Origin of the sequence: Schlesneria paludicola DSM 18645 (assembly GCF_000255655.1) — a bacterium.
GTDB classification, from domain to species: Bacteria; Planctomycetota; Planctomycetia; order Planctomycetales; family Planctomycetaceae; genus Schlesneria; species Schlesneria paludicola.
The window spans coordinates 517,243-535,784 of the sequence record NZ_JH636435.1 but is presented as its reverse complement, the minus strand read 5'-3'; the positions used below and the strand labels follow the sequence as shown (position 1 = coordinate 535,784).

Annotated in this window: 15 protein-coding genes; 8 read left to right on the top strand and 7 right to left on the bottom strand. The window is 55.2% G+C overall.

Annotated features, from left to right (window positions below):
* Nucleotides 1-59 precede the first annotated feature (59 nt).
* Nucleotides 60-2,549: an FdhF/YdeP family oxidoreductase gene (locus tag OSO_RS0119680; RefSeq protein WP_010584888.1), complete on the top strand. Its 2,490-nt coding sequence runs from the start codon at nt 60-62 to the stop codon at nt 2,547-2,549.
* Nucleotides 2,546-3,409 (top strand): formate dehydrogenase accessory sulfurtransferase FdhD, encoded by an 864-nt coding sequence (gene fdhD, locus OSO_RS0119675; protein ID WP_010584887.1) that lies wholly within the window; start codon nt 2,546-2,548, stop codon nt 3,407-3,409. The genes OSO_RS0119680 and fdhD overlap by 4 nt, the downstream gene beginning before the upstream one ends.
* A 58-nt stretch (nt 3,410-3,467) precedes the next feature.
* Here the strand turns inward: fdhD and argJ are convergent, their stop codons facing one another.
* A complete protein-coding gene (argJ, locus tag OSO_RS0119670; RefSeq protein ID WP_010584886.1) occupies nt 3,468-4,667 on the bottom strand; it encodes a bifunctional glutamate N-acetyltransferase/amino-acid acetyltransferase ArgJ in 1,200 nt (399 codons plus the stop codon).
* Between the two features lie 234 nt (nt 4,668-4,901).
* The gene (gene rfaP, locus OSO_RS48285) at nt 4,902-5,744 is read right to left on the bottom strand and encodes a lipopolysaccharide core heptose(I) kinase RfaP (protein WP_157605352.1); all 843 of its coding nucleotides are present in this window, start codon (nt 5,742-5,744) and stop codon (nt 4,902-4,904) included.
* 217 nt (nt 5,745-5,961) lie between these two features.
* On the opposite strand from rfaP, the gene OSO_RS0119655 reads away from it, so the two are divergent.
* The gene (locus OSO_RS0119655; protein WP_010584883.1) at nt 5,962-6,387 is read left to right on the top strand and encodes a hypothetical protein; all 426 of its coding nucleotides are present in this window, start codon (nt 5,962-5,964) and stop codon (nt 6,385-6,387) included.
* A gap of 75 nt (nt 6,388-6,462) precedes the next feature.
* Here the strand turns inward: OSO_RS0119655 and OSO_RS44285 are convergent, their stop codons facing one another.
* Complete coding sequence (locus OSO_RS44285) at nt 6,463-7,005, bottom strand: CinA family protein (protein ID WP_010584882.1); 543 nt, start codon at nt 7,003-7,005, stop codon at nt 6,463-6,465.
* A 288-nt stretch (nt 7,006-7,293) separates the two neighbouring features.
* On the opposite strand from OSO_RS44285, the gene OSO_RS52280 reads away from it, so the two are divergent.
* The 3 genes from OSO_RS52280 to OSO_RS52655 all read left to right on the top strand — a co-directional run bounded on the left by OSO_RS52280 (nt 7,294) and on the right by OSO_RS52655 (nt 9,834).
* A complete protein-coding gene (locus OSO_RS52280; protein ID WP_261340387.1) occupies nt 7,294-7,419 on the top strand; it encodes a hypothetical protein in 126 nt (41 codons plus the stop codon).
* A gap of 72 nt (nt 7,420-7,491) precedes the next feature.
* Nucleotides 7,492-8,532 carry a hypothetical protein gene (locus OSO_RS0119640; RefSeq protein WP_010584881.1) on the top strand — a complete coding sequence of 347 codons (1,041 nt, stop codon included), beginning with the start codon at nt 7,492-7,494 and terminating at the stop codon, nt 8,530-8,532.
* A 1,083-nt stretch (nt 8,533-9,615) separates the two neighbouring features.
* A complete protein-coding gene (locus tag OSO_RS52655) occupies nt 9,616-9,834 on the top strand; it encodes an integrase core domain-containing protein (RefSeq protein ID WP_157605351.1) in 219 nt (72 codons plus the stop codon).
* A 275-nt stretch (nt 9,835-10,109) separates the two neighbouring features.
* Here OSO_RS52655 and OSO_RS0119625 read toward each other — a convergent pair whose 3' ends face one another.
* The 4 genes from OSO_RS0119625 to OSO_RS0119605 all read right to left on the bottom strand — a co-directional run bounded on the left by OSO_RS0119625 (nt 10,110) and on the right by OSO_RS0119605 (nt 15,424).
* Nucleotides 10,110-10,382: a hypothetical protein gene (locus tag OSO_RS0119625; RefSeq protein ID WP_010584879.1), complete on the bottom strand. Its 273-nt coding sequence runs from the start codon at nt 10,380-10,382 to the stop codon at nt 10,110-10,112.
* A gap of 404 nt (nt 10,383-10,786) precedes the next feature.
* Nucleotides 10,787-11,314 carry a DUF6398 domain-containing protein gene (locus OSO_RS0119615; RefSeq protein WP_050986237.1) on the bottom strand — a complete coding sequence of 176 codons (528 nt, stop codon included), beginning with the start codon at nt 11,312-11,314 and terminating at the stop codon, nt 10,787-10,789.
* 389 nt (nt 11,315-11,703) lie between these two features.
* A complete protein-coding gene (locus OSO_RS0119610; RefSeq protein WP_010584876.1) occupies nt 11,704-14,055 on the bottom strand; it encodes an Eco57I restriction-modification methylase domain-containing protein in 2,352 nt (783 codons plus the stop codon).
* A gap of 130 nt (nt 14,056-14,185) precedes the next feature.
* On the bottom strand, nt 14,186-15,424 hold the full coding sequence (locus OSO_RS0119605) for a protein-L-isoaspartate(D-aspartate) O-methyltransferase (RefSeq protein WP_010584875.1): 1,239 nt from the start codon (nt 15,422-15,424) through the stop codon (nt 14,186-14,188).
* A gap of 430 nt (nt 15,425-15,854) precedes the next feature.
* Between OSO_RS0119605 and OSO_RS0119595 the strand changes: the two genes are divergently transcribed.
* Nucleotides 15,855-16,076: a CDGSH iron-sulfur domain-containing protein gene (locus OSO_RS0119595; RefSeq protein ID WP_010584874.1), complete on the top strand. Its 222-nt coding sequence runs from the start codon at nt 15,855-15,857 to the stop codon at nt 16,074-16,076.
* Between the two features lie 495 nt (nt 16,077-16,571).
* A complete protein-coding gene (locus tag OSO_RS44280; RefSeq protein ID WP_157605350.1) occupies nt 16,572-18,368 on the top strand; it encodes a c-type cytochrome in 1,797 nt (598 codons plus the stop codon).
* The last annotated feature ends 174 nt before the right edge of the window (nt 18,369-18,542 follow it).

Genomic DNA, 18,542 nt, shown 5'->3' with positions numbered 1-18,542 from the left:
TATTGGTCGCGCCTGAACATTCGCGTGCTGCGCGTGGCATCATGTGTTGGAGTAAATCGATGAATGGTGACACTCACCCGCAGAATGAAGATCAGCGCGACGAAAACAGTGCGCCCAATCAGCGAAATGTTCATTCTCCGAAGCCGATTGCGGCCGAGGAGCCGACTGCTACTCCCCAGGTGTCGCTGCGAACTGTGGACGCTCAATATCCACTGGGGCAGGACATTCCTCGCATCACTGCTCGTGATGAAACCGCCGCAGGATTTCATGGAGTATTTGAAAGCCTGAAATTCTCTGCTTTCCATGGGCCGATGCGGAGCACACGCAGCCTGTTATCAATGAATCAAAAGGGTGGATTTGATTGTCCGAGTTGTGCCTGGCCTGATCCTGATGGCAATCGGAATGTGGCCGAGTTCTGTGAGAACGGTGCCAAAGCAATCGCCTGGGAGTCGACGAGCCGGAGAGTGGACCCAGAGTTTTTCAGGGCTCACAGCATCGCCGATCTGGCGAGTCGCACTGAGCAATGGCTGGGCGACCAGGGGAGGATCACTCATCCATTGGTACTGCGTCGAGGCAGTCAGCACTATGAATCGATTGGCTGGAGCGACGCGTTCCAGATGATCGCGGATGAATTAAATAAACTGCCTTCTCCCGATGATGCGCTGTTCTATACGTCGGGGCGTGCAAGCAACGAGGCGGCATTTTGCTATCAACTTTTCATTCGTCAATTCGGAACCAACAATCTGCCCGATTGTTCGAATATGTGTCACGAATCCAGCGGCCTGGGGCTGAACGAATCGATTGGCATTGGCAAAGGGACTGTGAAGCTTTCCGATTTTGACCATGCCGACAGCATTTTCATCATTGGTCAGAATCCGGGAACAAATCATCCTCGGATGCTCTCGGAGTTGGAGAAAGCGGTTCGGAATGGCTGTCAGGTGGTCAGTATCAATCCCCTGAAGGAAACGGGAATGATCCGCTTCCAGCATCCGCAATCCCCGCGTGATATGCTCGGGGCTGGGACTACGATCGCCAGTTTGTTCCTTCCCGTCCGCATCAATGGCGATGTGGCGTGCCTGAAAGGGATCATGAAGGAAATGCTCGAAGCCGACGATCGGTCGGGCGGGCAAGTGTTTGATCGTCAGTTTATCGATGCGAAGACCACCGGTTTCGAAGCGTTCCTTGCGGATCTGCGTGCTACAACCTGGGACGAGATCCTCAATGCGTCTGGAGTCTCGCGCGAGCTCATTCGAAAAGCGGCTGACATTGCGTGCAACAGCAAGCGGATGATCAGTTGCTGGGCGATGGGGCTGACTCAGCATCGCAACGGCGTTGCCAACGTTCAGACTGTGACCAACTTTCATCTGCTGCGGGGGCAGATCGGACGCGAAGGTGCGGGAGTCTGTCCCGTTCGTGGACACAGCAATGTCCAAGGTGACCGGACGATGGGCATCTGGGAACAGATGAGCGATCGCTTCATGGAAGCACTTGGCAAAGAGTTTCAATTCAGTCCTCCACAAAAGCATGGCCTGGACGTGGTCTGTGGAATGCAGGCCATGCATGAAGGAAAGATTGGAGTCTTTGTTGGGCTTGGCGGGAATTTTTTGAGCGCGGGCCCCGATACCGAGTATGTTGCCGACGCGTTTCGCCGGCTAAAGCTTAGCGTATTCATCAGCACGAAGCTGAATCGCAATCATTTGATCACGGGCGAACAATCATTGATCCTGCCCTGCCTCGGGCGCAGCGAACAAGACAACCAGGCGAGCGGACCGCAAATCGTGAGTTGCGAAAATTCGATGGGGGTCGTGCAAGAGAGTCGCGGTCGATTGCGTCCGGCGAGCCCCACCCTGATGAGCGAGACGGCGATTGTTTGCCATCTTGCGAAGGCGACTCTCGGTACGAAAAGTACTGTCGACTGGATGGGGCTTTGTGGGAACTACGATCGCATCCGGGATCATATCGAGCGCGTCGTTCCTGGTTTTGATGACTATAATCGACGGGTGCGCGAGCCCGGTGGCTTCTATTTGCCGAACGTTCCACGCGATAAGCAGGAGTTCCCCACCAAGACTGGCAAGGCAAATTTCGTGGTCCATCCGATTCCGCAATGGACGCTGAAATCAAATGAACTTCTAATGATGTCGTTTCGCAGTCACGATCAGTTCAACACCACGATTTATGGGCAGAACGATCGTTATCGCGGAATCGCGGGCGGACGGCGCGTCATTTTTATGAATCAGCTCGATATCGATCGATTGCAGTTTCGATCAGGACAATGGGTTGATTTGAGCAGCGAGTACGAAGGGATTCGGCGGCACGCCAGCCAGTTCATGATTGTGCCGTACGAGATTCCAGCAGGATGTGCCGCGACCTATTATCCCGAATCGAATCCGCTGGTACCTTTGCGACAGGTTGCCGAAGGAAGTAACCAGCCCGCCAGTAAATCGATCGTCATAACCCTGGCCCCTGCGGCTAAGGTTCCCCAGGCAAATGGACAAGCCGATGGCCAATTGGCTTCGGTCACATCGACACATCACGGGGCGCACTCATGACGGCGATTCAGACCAGCGTCGCGCCCTCCAGCGTCCGCGTGACGATCGACCGATTCGACGAGGGAACGCGTTGCCACACCGACGACGTGTTGGCAATTGAAGAGCCGCTCGAGATTCGTCTTGTCTGGCAGGTCGATGGCAAGCGGCAGCAGCGTAGTCTATCGATTACGATGCGCACTCCTGGTTGCGATCAGGAACTGGCGGCGGGGTTCCTGTTCGGTGAAGGAATCGTCCAACATTCGTCGCAGGTTGTGCGGATTGCACACTGTGGACCGGCTGTTGGCGAGATGGGCCTGCGTAATGTGATCAAGGTGGAACTCGCGGAACGGATCGATCTGGATTGGTCACGATTCGAGCGAAATTTTCATGTGACGTCAAGTTGCGGCATCTGTGGCAAGACCTCGCTCGAAGCCGTCAATCGACTTGGTTGCACGCCCCCCCCGATGGAATTTCAGATCGATCCCGAAATTCTGTATGCGTTGCCCAAGCGACTGCGTTCGGAGCAAGCGATCTTTGACAGTACGGGGGGGCTGCACGCAGCCGCTTTGTTCGATCAGGCCGGGAATCTATTGGCCGTAAGAGAAGACGTTGGACGTCACAACGCACTCGATAAGCTGATTGGCGCAGAGTTCCTGGCGGATCGCCTGCCGCCAACCGAGCCCAGAATTCTGCTGCTGAGTGGTCGTGCCAGTTTTGAATTGTTGCAGAAGGCGACTGCGGCGGGGATCGGGATTGTCGCCGCGATCGGAGCGCCTTCAAGCCTGGCGGTCGACTTGGCTCGACAATCTCAGATTACGCTCGTTGGCTTTCTGCGGAATGGCCGATGCAATGTCTACTGCGGTCCCGACCGGATTCGTTGACGTCTCGTTGGCGAGTGTGACGATTGCACGCATCGGGCCCGCAGCTCGATTGCACTGCTCATGTGGTGTAGTCGGCGTTGAGTTCGACATATTCCTTGGTGAGGTCGCAGGTCCAGAAGCGAACCTGTGCATTACCGTGGGTCAGCTTTAGGTCGATCGTAACGTTCCGATTGTCGCGCAGGCTGCTCGAAACCTGCTTGGCATCGAAATCGACCGGGGCACCTGCCTGATAGAGCAAGAAGCCGTTTACGACCAGCGACATGTCGGATTCCTGCAGCGGCACGCCAGCGTAGCCTGCAGCCGAAACGATTCGGCCCCAATTGGGGTCCGCGCCGCAGATGGCCGTCTTGACCAGTGGACTTTCTGCGACCGCTTTTGCGATGGTGAACGCCTCGTCTCGGGTCCTGCATCCGGTGACGTTGAGTTCCACGAAGTGATGTGCTCCTTCCGCGTCCCGAATGATGTCCGTTGCCAGCTTCATCGCGACTCGATCGAGCGCCTGTTGGAATTCTCTTCCTTCGTCGGCGGACGAGATCGTAATTCCCGAGGCCCCATTCGCCAGCAGGATTACGGTGTCACTGGTGCTTTCGTGACCGTCGACGCTGATGCAGTTGAATGAGTCTTCAACACTTGCTCGCAGCCACTGCTTCGCTTCTTCAGGTGTGAGTCCCGCATCGGTCATGATCACGCACAGCATCGTTGCCATGTTCGGCGCAATCATCGCTGCGCCCTTGCATACGCCGCTGATGCGGACCGTATTACCGCCAATTCGAATGGTCTCGGTCGCCTGTTTCGGAAACGTGTCGGTTGTCATCATCGCTTTGGCAGCGAGCAGGAATGACTCGGAAGAATCGGAGAGTGCCTTTGCGGCAACGGGAATGCCCGCCTGTAAAACGTCCATCGGCAAAAAACGCCCGATGACCCCTGTTGATGCAACCAGGACGTCGTCCTGAGATGCTCCGATCTGGTCGGCAACAATCTGCGTCATTCGCTTCGCATCAGCAATTCCCCGATCCCCGGTCGCTGCGTTGGAATTGCCGGAATTGAGGACAACAGCTCGTGCGGTCGAACGTGGCAGGCGTTCGCGTGAGACTTTGACCGGCGCACCGCAGACCAGATTTGTGGTGAAGACGCCCGCTGCGGCACAAGGCCGGTCCGAAACGAGAAGTGCCAGATCCAGTTTTTGCGGGTCGCTCTTGATCCCGCATCGAATTCCGGCGCTAGAGAAACCGAGAGGCAGCGGAATGTGTTCGGACATGGTGGGAATCATTTCTGAAAAATGGCGTCTGCAAACCGTAACGTCTATCGAATCTGCAGGAATGTCGCTCGGTTGGAAACGGGTCGTCGGTCTGATTTACGAGGCATCAGGAGTCACTCAGCGACGAAAGGTTCGCGATTTTCTCGAAAAACGCACAGATTGCACCGTCAATTCGCGAGTGGTGTCGCATCGAACGTCAATTTGTATGAAGGCGATTTCGCTTCGGCCAGTCATTTAGAGGCGGTTTTTTCGGGAATGGCGGGCGATTCTGCCTGTTTTAGACTGAATACGCTGGATTAATCTTTTGTCCAATCGCGTCAACGGCCGTCCGAAATAGTCGCGAAGAAAACGAAGTTGCTCCGTCGCGGACGTCACTTGTGTTGCTGAAAAACTGAGCTGTGCGAGGTCCTTCACAATCCATCGCATCGACAACGGCGACTGCTTGCGGACGCGGCCCAAGTCAATGACGAAAAGGCTTTCGTCGGCCGGAGACAGTAGCAAATGCCCCAGGTAAAAATCCTGGTGGTGTAGCCCGGCATCATGCATTTTTCGAGCAATCTCCGCGACATGGCGAATGAGCCGACGCCGCGACTTCTCGTTCGCTTGCGATCCGTCGATCGGTACCGACTCGGCAATGCCAACAGCGGACTTCCCCAATTCCGAAAGTTTGATGCAGTTTTCGATGGCTTCGGTAATCAGGAACGAATTCGCACCCGATTCACCGAGCGCAACGGGCGTCATGGTTGGGATTCCCGCGTTCTGAAAATCGAGGATCGCTCGCCATTCGTTTCGAGCCCCCAAGATCGGCCAAGTCAGCCGAAGGAGAGGTTTGATGTACTCTTTCCAGGATGATCGGCCATGTCGCTTGATATAGAAGGCGCGTTCGGTTCCGGCATCGTTCAGGGTGAATCGCAGGGTAACGCGATCTGTACGGACGTTCTTCGCGACGGCAGCATCTGCCGTTTGAGTCCAGACCGAATCGAATGAAGTCCATCCGTGTTCACGAAGCAGTGTGGTGAAGTTCTGGCTCACCGTCAGGCGGCCATTATCCCACGTTTTCAGTTGAGAATCGGACAATCCAGCGTCCCAAGAGTGAGGCGAAATATGACCCATTGAACCTGACAAGGTTGGTACAGAGGCACGTCTGAACAGCTCCTGAATTCTAGCGACGACCGCGAGCCAGTGCGCGTCGTGCGAGCCAACTTGTACGTTAAGATCGGCAAATGCGTTCAAGCTGGTTTAATGCATTGGTCGATCTCCAGAAGAAGCCCCTTGGCGGAAAGTGAGATCAGGCATGCAGCGTCCATGGATTGCGATCGCGGGAATGGTGTTGGCACTGACAACAGGCTGCCAGTGTTGCCCTGTCTTTGATTCGTATGCCAATGTGGTTGATGACGTCAACGACACACATCTCTATTTCGATCGCTGGTACAATCCTCGCTGGGATATCACGCGAATGGGCAAGCCAGACTGGTGCAGCGCATTCAACCGACGGTTCTGCGAGCGGTGCTGCAACAATGGTTGCTATGACCGTTATGACGAATGCAATTTGTATCCGCCGTTGTATCCATACGAGTACCCCAGCAACATCATGCCGCCTCCGACTGTGCGGACCAAGCGGCATATCAGAGCTCTGGATGTCGACCCGTACGATCAGCCATTGCCAATGGGAACGTCGCCCGATGCGGCACCGGTTCCGGCTCATCCCAAAGAGCTATAGGTCAGGCGTGTTTCGCGAATGGGCCTGGTGTGAATGACTGAGCTTTGCTTCGTGCGCAGGCCTGCGATGGCTGACTCAGTGGTCGGCTGTTTCGACGTTCAGTTGGGCTGCAACCATTCTTAGAACCAGATCGACGGCGTGCCATTGCCGCTGCTCACGCTCTGAGTCGCCTGGGTACGCGGCTGGCTGGCTGGTGCCTGCGCTGTGCGGCAGTCGATGCTCCTGAACGGCACGGAGTCCGTTGCGGTCCACAATGCTCAAGAAGACGAGCCCGTCTTGTGCGGTCGGAGCGTTCGGTCCCAAGTGTCCGGTGACTGCCGCGGCGAGGTCCGCTTCTGGGGTGCGCGAGAGTACCCCCAGTGCCATCGCGAGCGCGACGGGTTCGCTCACCGGGCCCGGATTGAGGAGCATCGATTCAGGGACCCCGAGCCACTGAGTCTTTGTGTCGAGCCGGTACACAACCGCCGATCCGCAGAGGTACTCTGAGATTCCGGGGATCCGCCCCAGCGTCGCCGATACGAGTCCAGCGGTACAGCTCTCGGCGAAAACGATGCGCTTTTTCTGATGCGCGAGCGCGCGTGCAACTGATCCGGCGATGGAATTCAGGGGCTGAGTCATGATTTGTCGATGTAAAAGTGCACCGTCGATTCAGGTGTTCAGGATGGTATGGTGACAGTCCACATGTCGTCTATGTTCAGTCCGGAATCGAATTGACGCCAAGTGAGTTTGCGGCGAGGAGGTCTGGGTGGACCTTTCTGTGATTGTGCTTGGCTTTGCGAAAGAAACGCCATGATTTGTCTCGTTCTTCTCATGTTTTTAAGTGGCGTGATCATGGCCTGAATAGCGCGGAACCTACCGCCTTCGTGAGAAATTATTATGGCTCTCGGGGTCGTAGCGATTGTGCCGATGAATCCTCTCGCTCGCCTGGAAGACTTTCGATCGCGATCGGAACTCGGCCCGGAAGATCAGAACGGCGAGCATCATCAATTGTCGTCGCTGGACGTGTGCGGCATCGACGGGTTACGCAAGTGACTTCGTCAGGATCGGATTATGGGGGGACTACGGATGCGGCACGCGTACCTGCGAGGGAGATGGCTGCGCCGAGTGACGACTGGGACGGCGATCTGTTTATCGATCGCTACAGTCAACTCGGTCGCCATCTGCGACGGACCCAATTCCTCGGAGATTGCGCAACCGTATGGAAAGACAGTCGTACACGAAGGCGATTTCGAAGATCGCGGACAATACCCAGGTCTGACGTTCGTGAAACCAGGACTCTCGACCAAGGCCATGCGAAAGCAGGCCATCGCCGAGGTCCCTTTGAATCGGCTGAGTCCCGATGCCCAGAAGAAATCCCAGTCGGTTCTGAACAACCTGGGGATGTATCGCCGACTCCCGACGATTTCGTTCGAGTGCGATCCCGATGTGTATCACTACTTCTTGAAGAATCCGGATGTCGCCGTTTCGACCTGGCGAGCGATGGATATTTCTCAGTTTCAGTTACAGCAAACCGGCTTGAATCACTACCGGGCGGACGCAGGAGATGGTTCCGTCGGCGATGTGGAGTTGTTCCTGCAGACGCCCACAGAGATTGTGATTCATTGCGATGGTGCATTCAAAAGTCCGCTGTTGCCCAAGCCGATCGTGGCGCGATCATTGATGCGGCTGCAGACGACGTTCGTTAAAGACTCTGAAGGAAGGATGATTGGAACGCATTCGGGTGACGTGTTTGTGGAGTTTCCCTCCCATGCAGTCGAAGCCGTAGCCAAAGTCATTGCCCCCGTCAGTCACAATATCGCCGACCGAAATTTCAAGCAGATGACATTGTTCGTGCATCTGATGTCCCAGGCGATGGCCCGTCATCCCGGCTGGATCGAACAGATTGGAAACAAGCTGGACGGAGTCAGCCCGCAGAAGAAAGTGGAGTTCCTTGAAGTCTCCGCACGCAGCACCGCCGAATCGCGTCGCCGAATGGCGATCGCCGCAGGCTTTCCCCCGTTTTCCCCCGAAGAAGTTTTGACGCCCTTCCGACAGGCGGGCGGCCAAGGCAAGCAGGCTGGCTCAGTTCAACTCACAAACGGAAGCGGGACACCGCGTGCGACGCCCGCGACAGCCCAGGCAGGTGTCCCTCCGTCACCCAAATAACAAGCACAATTGACGAGATTGTTTCGCGGTGGAGCGACCCGGCCCACCGCCCTATTAGCAGCCCGGCCGCCATTGAGCGCCCGGGCTGCTTTCTTTTTTGAGTGACCATCTTTCGAACGCAGGTCGAGGTGGACGGCCTGTTGCATTCAGGGGTTAAGCTATCAGTCTCGCTGATTAACAGTCCGTTGAAGTCACGGGGACTGGCTCAGGCCAGCGTGAAATATGCCATGACGTCGTCAACGCCCAGGTGCCTGTTCCACTGACATCAACAGCCTGTTAAGGCCGTGAGCAAAGCGTCAGCGATTCGTCGCTGCCCGTAATCGATCGCAACAGGTCGAATCGTTTGCGGGTCGATACGGTTCAGTCAAATTGTGAAAGATCAATTCCGCCGTCGGAACGTCGTCGAAGCTTGGTTGCTGTTCGTGATTTCAAGGTAATCGTTCACAGCCCGACAGGCACAGTTTCCAGGTTCAATCGGAATCTACAGTTCATCGCGCGAGTGTAAGTCTTCCATGTGACGCGGGAAAATGAACCCGTCCTCAGTCTGTGAACGGTTCCGATATTAAGATCGTGAGCACAAGTGACATGTGGCTTTTGATGACAAGAGCCGGTTTTCTGAGTTGTGGTGACGAAAATGAGCAACTTGAATCTTCTCCCTGTTTCTCTGGGGGAAACCACGTGATCATGAAGTTGCTCATTGACGCTCAACCCGAGCTTGAACTGCAAATTTTGATGAAACACGAACAGACCGATAGTGGCACCATCATCGTAGGGCGATGAGATGTCATCGATCAGTCGTTCAGGCGGGAGAGGCCGCTCTTCCCGCATGTCATATCACCGCACATTCTCCGACTTGGGCGACCGAGCTGTCATTGGTCCCCCAAGTCGGAGAATGTGCTCCTGTCAGGCAGATCCAACACCGTCAGCGTGGAACGATAGCAAAACTCAACGACTGCGTGGCGAACAGTTCGGTTCATGTTTCCAAATGTTTGGAAGGCCGAAAGCCCCTTGCGATGATGTCAATTGTTGATGCTGGCGACTGAGAAACGCCCGTAGACGCTTTGGAAGTCATGTGGCGCTCTGGTGATTGTCCGGCGCCTAGTCTCGACTTTTCATTCGAAGGTGCGGGATGAATTTCTGAGCTGTGAAGTGTTCGACGCGTTGCATTCCGCAATGAGCCTGGGTTCGTCAAGGCGCCGTCAATATGACGGCGTGAGACTTCACAGTTCGCTGGGCTATGTCATCCCGGCGGAGTTCGCGCGAACGTGTGTTCCTTCCTCTACGGCTTCGGCTGCGTTCTAGGAACACACGTCCTCATTACAAACCTGACTCTCACTACAACTGGTTGCACACAGACTGGGGACACAGCATAACTTTTGAGGTGTCGACAGATCGTCGCTTCGAAATGGAAAAGGCAACGCGCGAATCCGCCTTGATTGAAGAACCTGCGGGGGAACTCGCAGGAATTCACTTTGCTCGTGAGCAGGACGTGACGCGACGCCAGAATTCGACGAGCGATTGCCTTTGGGTAGTCGTCCGATCTTTCGCCACTGAGCAAGCTCAGCCCCAACCTGAACTCATTTTGTCGCGACAAGGAGCGTGCGGGCGCGGCTGCGGAGGTGGTAGCGATGCTGGCCGACACGACTGAGCGTCGCGTCGATCGTCTGAGGGCGACCAGCCACATGAATAAACAGCTTGCCGAACTCGCTGACCAGATCGCACCACGAGCGGCGATCGAGATTTAGTCGTTTCAGCACGGACTCGCAACTTACGGGAATTCGACCTCGCTTGCCGCGATGCAGTTGCCGACCTGTCCAGTCAAGCAGCTTCAGGTAATCGCCCTGCGACATCGGAAGGATCCCTTGTCGCTGCAAACGCCGCATTATGCTGTGTCCGTATGATTCTCATGTTGCAGCAACTTATAAAGGCATTGGGATAAAACCGTTTCAGGTGAAAGGGAAACACGATGGAGGACTATCCAATTGATATTGGACGAGCGGACCAAGGAAGAATGTTTGTGCGTGTAATTCACAAATCAAGCGGAATGGAACGAATTGCCGTTGGATTGGGATCGTCCAGTGCAAACTCTGTGGCGAAACGACTCAAAAGTCTGAGAGAAGACGAGCAAGCATTGACCGCCAATGCTTGCGGCAGCTTAAACACTAAAAAGTCCAAATAATTGTTGAGAAGAGTTGACCGCTTGAATTGCGAGGGCACTGCATCTTTGATAAGTCCCCGGTCTGTGAACGGTTGCTCAGTTTCCTTGCGGGCGATCCGCTGGGATATATGGAATCAATCCCTTGTTGAATGCCAGTTCTTGGACTTCGCGGGTGCAACGACGAACGTCCATGAGGAAGCCATTGATTTCGAGCATCCACACCACATGGTTGTCCTCTAACTTGCTCGGCAATGTCCAATGATGATCGAACTGCCGAATTCTCAGCATGGTGCGAATCAATTTTGATTTGCCCTGTCCGGTACTTTCGCCAACACCGAATTGCTTGTCGATGGCAGTGAGCTTCATGTGCGGTGTCTGGCTGCGGTCGTCGAGGAAATTCATCCAACCAATCGTGCGGATGATCCCACAGGCCCAAGTGTTCGGCTTACCACTGACCAACGGAGACGGGCGTTTCCGGGCCAACTTCTCCGTCAGTTTTCGGCAGAGGACAGCGTATTCTTCGTTGAGATGTTCACGGCAAAAGTCATCGACCATCTTGGCAATGTGGTCAATGATCTGCGTTGATTCGTCCGTGCTTGTTCCGCGAGTTGCTTTCTTTGCCATTTTGTTCATCTCGAAGATAAGTAGTAGAAGGCATTTCATGCCCGCCTCATGGTAATAAGAGCACACGCAAGATAAATCCATCCCGCATATCGTGCCAAGGGACATTTCGTATCGAATGATGGTGCAGGCGACAGGCACGGTGGTCTTGGGGTGGCGGCTTCTTGCGATGTAACCGTTCGCAGCCCGAAGAGGGGGCGGCAGGCACATTTTCCCGGTTCAATTGGAATCCACAGTATATCGACGAGGGTAAGCCTTCCCTTTACCGCGGGAAAATGAGCCAGTCCCCGGGCTGTGAACGGTGACTGTTCCAACTGCCAGTGTTATCGCGAGAACGATTCAAGGCTGGCATCAATTGAGTTCCCTGACGGGTGAGGATCGCGTCAGCGGAATCAAGTGTGAATGAGTGGCGCGTTTGTCAGTTCGTTGACAAGTTCCAACTCTGATGGACCGAGTTGGAACAGTGACGCGACGAGTTGGTCGATTTGGGATTCGGTCCTCGCTGTCTCTGAGTTGTGTTCGGTTGCGTCGTTGGGGGGCGATACGCGCCGTGTTTGCTCCAGTTGCATTCGTCGAACGACGAGTTGGACCATGTCATCGTGTTGAGCGACGTTGGTGGGGTTCTGAAAATCGATTCTGGGAATTGGGGCCTGTTGTAAAGTGTGGCCATTCAGTTCAACACCAATGCCACGCTGCTTTGCGTGGTGCTGGAACCAAGACCAAAGTACGCGGGAGTTCAGCAGTCCACAGAGATATCTCAAGTCCTCGCGTGTGTCCTGTGCGGGGACAAACACGTTTGCACTGAACGAGACATAGGTGGGGTCTCGGGCGACCGAGAAGGATGGGCGAATCGCCATCTGCGGGACGACGAGTTTTGGAGCGTGCCAGATCTGTTCGTCGCGTGGCCAGTGCAAGTGCCACCAGCGATTTGCCCCCACGGATGTTTCTCGCCGGGATTCAAGGATCGCCCGAAATCGCTCGAGATGAGCTCGCACGGCATTGTGAGATGCGATGTCGGCACAGGTATCACGTGTGGAGTAAAGCAGTTTTCGAGATGGTTCAGTTGCCAGCCAATAGCGGCCCAGATCGGTGAGGGTGTGATACGGTCGAAGGAGCTCACATTCTGTCTGACTGAGATTCAGTTGATCCACTTCGTCAGGTTTTAATGCGAAGACGCCTTCCCCCAATCGCCAACGGTGGGTGTCTGCGGCGCTGGCAAACCGCTCGAGCGTACGGCGGTTGACCGAAGCGGGATTTTCCGCAATCCCTTGTCTGATGTTTCCCAAATCGCCGAGCCGTGAGAACGAGCGGAGTTTGTCGAGGAACTCGGTGGCGTCGGGACGGACGTCGAGCTGGTGCCCGTGAAAAAGAAGGTGCGACGGCTTTTTAAAGCTGCGGAATGAAGAGTTCTCAACAAAGAGGCTGTCGAGAGACTGTTTCCGTGCCGACGGAGCGACTTTGATCACGATGTCTGGTTTAGGGTCGGTCTTAATGCGGAGAGCTTTGGTGAGGCGGAAGATCAGGTGTTGCCCTGAAACGGAAGGAAAGACGGGCTGATTGTGCAGCAGCAGTATTTCGTCGACCTGCACGTCATCGCGCAGGGCGGCAATCAGTTTTTCAGCACCCGTTCCTTTGAGCCAATAGGCATTCGTGATGAACGACAAGGCTCCGTTTTCGCGCAGAAGTTCAATCCCCCGATGCACGAAATAGTACCAAAGGTCCATTCGAGCTGATCGGAAGCGCCCTAAAGGCGTGGTGGCGATCTCGTCGAGTTCCTGTTTGAACTGCCGCTCGCGTCGATAAGGAGGATTACCGACAATCAGGTCGAATCCGCCGCGCTGCGCGACCTGCGGAAATGCATCGTTCCAGTGAAAGGGTGTGGCTGTGTTCGTTGGAAATGGGGCGAATTGCGGTTCTCCGAACGGTCTGCCAACCAATGCGTGACCGGTGAGGACGTTCGTCGAGAACGCGTCGGTCGCGGGCAAGTGCGTCGTGGTCTTCTTGATTGGTTGTTCTGCACGGTCTGGAGCCGAGGCTTCAATCATCGTCAACCAAAGTGCGCGTCGTGTGACGAGAACTGCAGCAGGATCGAGGTCGATGCCAAAAATGTGCTGCCGAAGAATGGATCGGCATTTCGATCTCGTCAATCGCCATTGCTCGTTGATGCGAAGGATGTCCTCGTGGTGGCTTGCAGGATCATTCGCGATGAGCGTTTGAAGATGCCAATCAAGAAGCATCCGGTACGCGGAGACGAGAAATGCCCCACTTCCTGCAGAAGGGTCCAGCAGAGTGAGTCGTGCCGCCTGCTCAGCGGTTGTGTTATTCAGGCGTGAGCGAAGCGTATGCTGCAGGATGTAGTCCACAACGGGCTGAGGGGTGTAGAAAACTCCTCCCTTTTTGCGAGACGTTGAGACGCGCGAGTCCGTGGTGTGGCGCCGGCGACTCACGAGGTATTCGTGTAGCCATTGCAGAATGTTGATCGGAGCGTCGTGATCGATCGGACAGGACGCGATCAATTCCGAGAAATCGATCGGGAACCCGGCCTCGACTTCGACAAGTGGTGGCTCAATTTCGTGTTCAGGAATGCCACGGAATGCGGCGAGTCTTCGGAATACGGTTAGTTCAACAGCCTTTTCAGCGATGTCGTTCAGATGGTTCGTGGGGCTGTTTGGTACGTACTGGAGGGCTTGTCGATGTGTCGCGACAAAGGAATCCTGACACCATTTTTGGATCGGCGATCCCACCAGATAACATCCGAGGCAATACTGACTATCGGAATCGGCATTCACTGGCTGCGACCGGCAACTGGCGATAAGCCAATTGCGAGGTCTCAGCGTCGACGATTGTGCGATCGTCGATCCGCAGAAGCCAGTACTATCGAAGTTTGGGGACGATACTCAAGTCGTCAACCCACAACTTGCCGGTCGCCCCATTCAGGCCGATGCGCACAATCATCTCGCGGGCCTTTTGAGGAACGGTGATGGTTTTGGAGATGACGTCCCAGTCGCGGGTTCCTTCCCAAGGGCCAATGAACGCATTCTCAAATGCTTTGCGATTCTCGTCGTAGAAGTGGATCACGACCGCGGCGGCCTCGAATGGTTCTTGTCCGCGAACCACGTTCTCAAGCTTGTATTGAATTCGCACCTGCAGGGAGCTGATCTTCGTTCCGTCGATGGCCGTCGCTTGTAGCGCTTGAGAGATGCGTTGGTGATCATTTGATTCCAGCAAAAGACAACGCTTTCCCTGCGGCGCGTCTTGTTCGACCAGCTTTGTCAGGCGCTGGTAGTGCCAATGATCGGGATACCCATCGCCGTCATCGTCATCCTCAAAACCCGAGTTCAGAATCTTTGGATTCAAAGGGTCAGGTTTAACGCGGCGCTGTTCCTCAGATTGACCTGTCATCGGTACGAATAGCGTCGAGATTAGTGTTTTCTCCTCGAGCTTCCCGTCTTTTTTCTCGAACTGATGAAAGACTTGCTGGTAGCGCTCGCCGAGAGGAACCAGCAAGCGGCCGCCTTCTTTCAATTGATCGATCAGCGGCTGAGGGACATTTTCGGGTGAGCAGGTCACGATGATCTTGTCGAATGGTGCGTACTCTTCCCAACCCAGATAGCCATCCCCCACCTTCGTTTTGACGTTGGTGTATTTTAGCCGAGCTAAGCGTTCGGCCGCGGTTTTGCCAAGTTCCGGCACGATTTCAATCGAATACACTTCCTTCACAATATTCGCGAGGACCGCCGCCTGATAACCGCTGCCTGTCCCAATTTCGAGGACTCTGTCGGTTGGCTGTGGATCGATTGTCTGGGTCATATAGGCCACGACAAACGGAGGAGAAATCGTCTGCTTGTAGCCGATGGGCAGGGCCGCATCCAAGTAGGCATCTTTGCTTTTGCGGTACTGTGCCGTCACGAACTCATGCCGGTGCACCTGTCGCATACTGGCGAGCACCAAGGGATTGGTCACGCCCTCGCGCTCGATGTACTCGGACACCATTTTGTGGCGTGCGTCACGATATGGGTCGGGGCGTTGAGCATCCGCTGGGATCACAGCAAGAAAAACGAGCAAGCAGGCCATGGTTCTCAATGTGTACGTCTGACGCCAGCCGTGCGGCATATCGTGGTTCCTTCATCGGATCTCTGCGAGCTCTCATTCTCGATGAGTATACTTTAAGTGCGTTCAGTGACACAGGCTGAATCAGACACAAGAGCGTGTCCATTTGCGCCTGTGCAACAACTGACGCAATCGTTAGATACATCGAGCCTCCGTCCCTGGGGCGTTGATCCGGACGTGCCGATTTCGTCGCCGTTTCAATCCAGGTTCGATGTGTTACGAGTTGACGTTTCGGCACCTTCAGTTCTGTTGGCCCACCGTGAAGTCGGTCGCCGTCGGTACAGATCGTCGCGGGTTACCGGTAGAATCGGCGTTCACGCGGAATTGTCGTCGAATGGTCTCGGCGATGAGAGTGGGAATGATTGTCTGTTGCACAGAGCACAGAACAGTCCGGTCGTCACGAACTGAAGCAATAATTGTAAGGGAATTTGAAATGCCAGACGTCACAATTAAGACTCGCGAAAATGGCCCTTTTTTGGTGACAGGCCCGGTCACCCTGATTGATCATCTGGGAAATCAATACGACATTTCAGGAAAAGAGAATGTCGCTCTGTGCCGGTGCGGCGCGTCATCGCGTCGTCCATTCTGCGACGGAACTCACAAGTCCAACGGCTTTGCGGCGTGCGAACTGGCTCCTCAACCCCCTGCCCCTTAGCGGCAACGTGTCATGATCTTGTGACTCTAGAACGACAAAGGGGGGCGAATTCTTTCCCGCGTTCGAAAGCAGGCGTTTGAGGTGCGGCAAGATTGCCTGCTCGGTAGAAATCGAGAACGCAGGAAGCGTTACCAAGCGGGAGCTTGGTAACGAGGAGGATTCAAGAGGCGTTACCAGGTGGGAGCTTGGTAATGAGGAGGGCGAACGAGGACGAGGGGGATTGGTAACGAGGAGACGGAGTGCATCAATAAATTGCTTCCGGCGTTGCTCAATCGCGAGCGGCAGAGAAATGTAGACGAGAACTCTTAACATCTGAGTTCATGAGGGTTTGATCGCAATTGATCGTTGCATCGACTTTGCCTCGGGTTCGTGCGCTCTTGACGTCAGGCGTCAGGCGGCTAGAAGTTCTACTGTCTCAGTGCGATGAACGGATCGCGCTGGAATGCTCGGTGGCATCTGGCAGAACGTGGCACCGCACTCGAATGGAGATTCGGCGTGATTTGGACTCGATTGCTGATCGTGTTGCTTGTGGTGATCGTAGGCAACGTTCTGAGGGCCGACGAGCCACATCGAAGTCCAATCGCACTGTCCGTTGCGGAGGACAGGACGATCTGTTTGACCGCGAATTTCACCGCGGGAACCGTTGGATTGGTCAATCTGGTCGAAGGACGCGTTCTTTCTGAATTGTCCGTGGGGCGTGGTCCGAATGCGATCGTTTGGCTGGATGCAACGACGGCGCTTGTGACGTTGCTGCACGACGATGCTGTCGCGGTGATTTCCCGCGATGGTGAGACGCTCAAACTCGTCAATACGGTTGTCATCGGTGACGAGCCGCAAGGAATTGCCATTTCGAAGGATCGCCGCAGGGCGTTCATTGCGCTGGGGGGCGACGATGCGGTTGCTGTAGTGGATCTTGCCCGTCTTTTGGCGCGAACGGGGTCGCCGGCGATGCTGGTGGAGAAGCGATTGACCGTCGGTGGGATTCCACGCGCATTGGTTGTCTCTCCTGATGATCGATGGCTGGTAACGTGCTGCGCGGTCCCCTGTGAGGTCTTTGTGCACGACCTGGCCTCGCTTGAGCAGGTGAGTTCGAGGAAAATTTTTGACGGTGGCTTCAATCCCGGCAAGCCGGTTGTGACGGCGGATTCTCAAACGGTCGTCCTTCCCAGTGCCGTCAACCGGGCCTTCTCGGTCACGGCAAACATGATCGATATCGGTTGGGTCATCGACAATCGCCTGTCGCGATTGCCGCTTCCTGATGGTGAGCCCGGTGATCAGAAGCAACTCGGGCTTGATATTCGAGGAAAGGCGGTCGGTGATGCCAATGCCGTTGCATTGAGTGACGATGGCAAGCAGATTGTGGTGACCTGCGGCGGCACACATGAATTGCTGGTACTCGACTTCCCCACAATTCCCTGGCCTTCGGGCGATCCTGGTGATTTTTTGCCTGAAGTGCTTCGTCGCGATCGTACTCGCTTCCGTCGGATCAGGCTGGGCGGCCGGCCAGTCGACGTGCAATTTCTCAATCATCATCAAGTTGTCGTTGCAAACGCGCTGGACAATTCGCTGCAGGTTGTTGATTTGGACACCGACGGAATTGCATCGACGGTTTCATTGGGGGGACCGGCAGAGGCCGATCTTGTTCGTCGCGGCGAAGCAGTATTCTATGATGCCGATCGGTCCAAGCATTCCTGGTTCAGTTGTCACACGTGCCATACCGACGGACATACATCGGGACAAGTTTTTGATACTCGGAACGACCAAAGTTACGGGACCCCGAAGCTGATTCCCTCGCTGCGTGGAGTTGCGGTGACCGGGCCATGGACGTGGCATGGTTGGCAGACGGATCTCAAGGACGCGATGCGCCGCTCACTGCACGAGAGCATGAACACCGAGCAACCAATCTCTGATGACGATGTGGAATCCCTCGCGGCGTATTTGACAAGTCTAGATCACCCCGAGAAGTCACGATCCACACCCGACACGACGTCGCTTCGGCTCGGGAAGCAGCTCTTTGAAGGTCGGGCGGGTTGTGCGAAGTGTCATACAGGACCGACGTTTACGTCCGCTGACACCTTTGACGGGGCGGTGGAAGATCCGAAGGATCGAAACAAGCAGTATAATCCGCCATCACTGCGCGGCGTGTCGACACGTCGCAGGTTTTTGCATACTGGCAAGGCCAGAAGTCTTGAGCAGGTTTTAACGAAGTATCATCGTCCCGAGGATCTTGTCGGCGAATCGCTTAACGATCAGGACGTGGCCAATCTGGTGGCCTATTTGAAATCGCTTTGACGTCTTTGTGGCCGAAGCCTTTGTGCGACTGCCGATCTGAAAAGTTCCATGGGGGCCGGCTCGGCCTCGTTGGAACGGAAGCCCTGCGACGGAACGTGAGGACTTTTCCTGTCCGCAATTCAGTTTACGTATCAGTTTACGTACTTGAACGAATCGATTCGGGGCAAACCTGTT

What these genes read in the sequence shown, in the direction of transcription:
- OSO_RS0119680 (WP_010584888.1), top strand. Translation starts at nt 60, where the DNA reads ATGAATGGTGACACTCACCCGCAGAATGAAGATCAGCGCGACGAAAAC.
- OSO_RS0119655 (WP_010584883.1), top strand. Translation starts at nt 5,962, where the DNA reads ATGCAGCGTCCATGGATTGCGATCGCGGGAATGGTGTTGGCACTGACA.
- OSO_RS0119595 (WP_010584874.1), top strand. Translation starts at nt 15,855, where the DNA reads ATGCCAGACGTCACAATTAAGACTCGCGAAAATGGCCCTTTTTTGGTG.
- argJ (WP_010584886.1), bottom strand. Translation starts at nt 4,667, where the DNA reads ATGTCCGAACACATTCCGCTGCCTCTCGGTTTCTCTAGCGCCGGAATT.
- OSO_RS0119625 (WP_010584879.1), bottom strand. Translation starts at nt 10,382, where the DNA reads ATGTCGCAGGGCGATTACCTGAAGCTGCTTGACTGGACAGGTCGGCAA.
- fdhD (WP_010584887.1), top strand. Translation starts at nt 2,546, where the DNA reads ATGACGGCGATTCAGACCAGCGTCGCGCCCTCCAGCGTCCGCGTGACG.
- OSO_RS0119605 (WP_010584875.1), bottom strand. Translation starts at nt 15,424, where the DNA reads ATGCCGCACGGCTGGCGTCAGACGTACACATTGAGAACCATGGCCTGC.
- OSO_RS44285 (WP_010584882.1), bottom strand. Translation starts at nt 7,005, where the DNA reads ATGACTCAGCCCCTGAATTCCATCGCCGGATCAGTTGCACGCGCGCTC.
- OSO_RS52280 (WP_261340387.1), top strand. Translation starts at nt 7,294, where the DNA reads ATGAATCCTCTCGCTCGCCTGGAAGACTTTCGATCGCGATCGGAACTC.
- OSO_RS0119615 (WP_050986237.1), bottom strand. Translation starts at nt 11,314, where the DNA reads ATGGCAAAGAAAGCAACTCGCGGAACAAGCACGGACGAATCAACGCAG.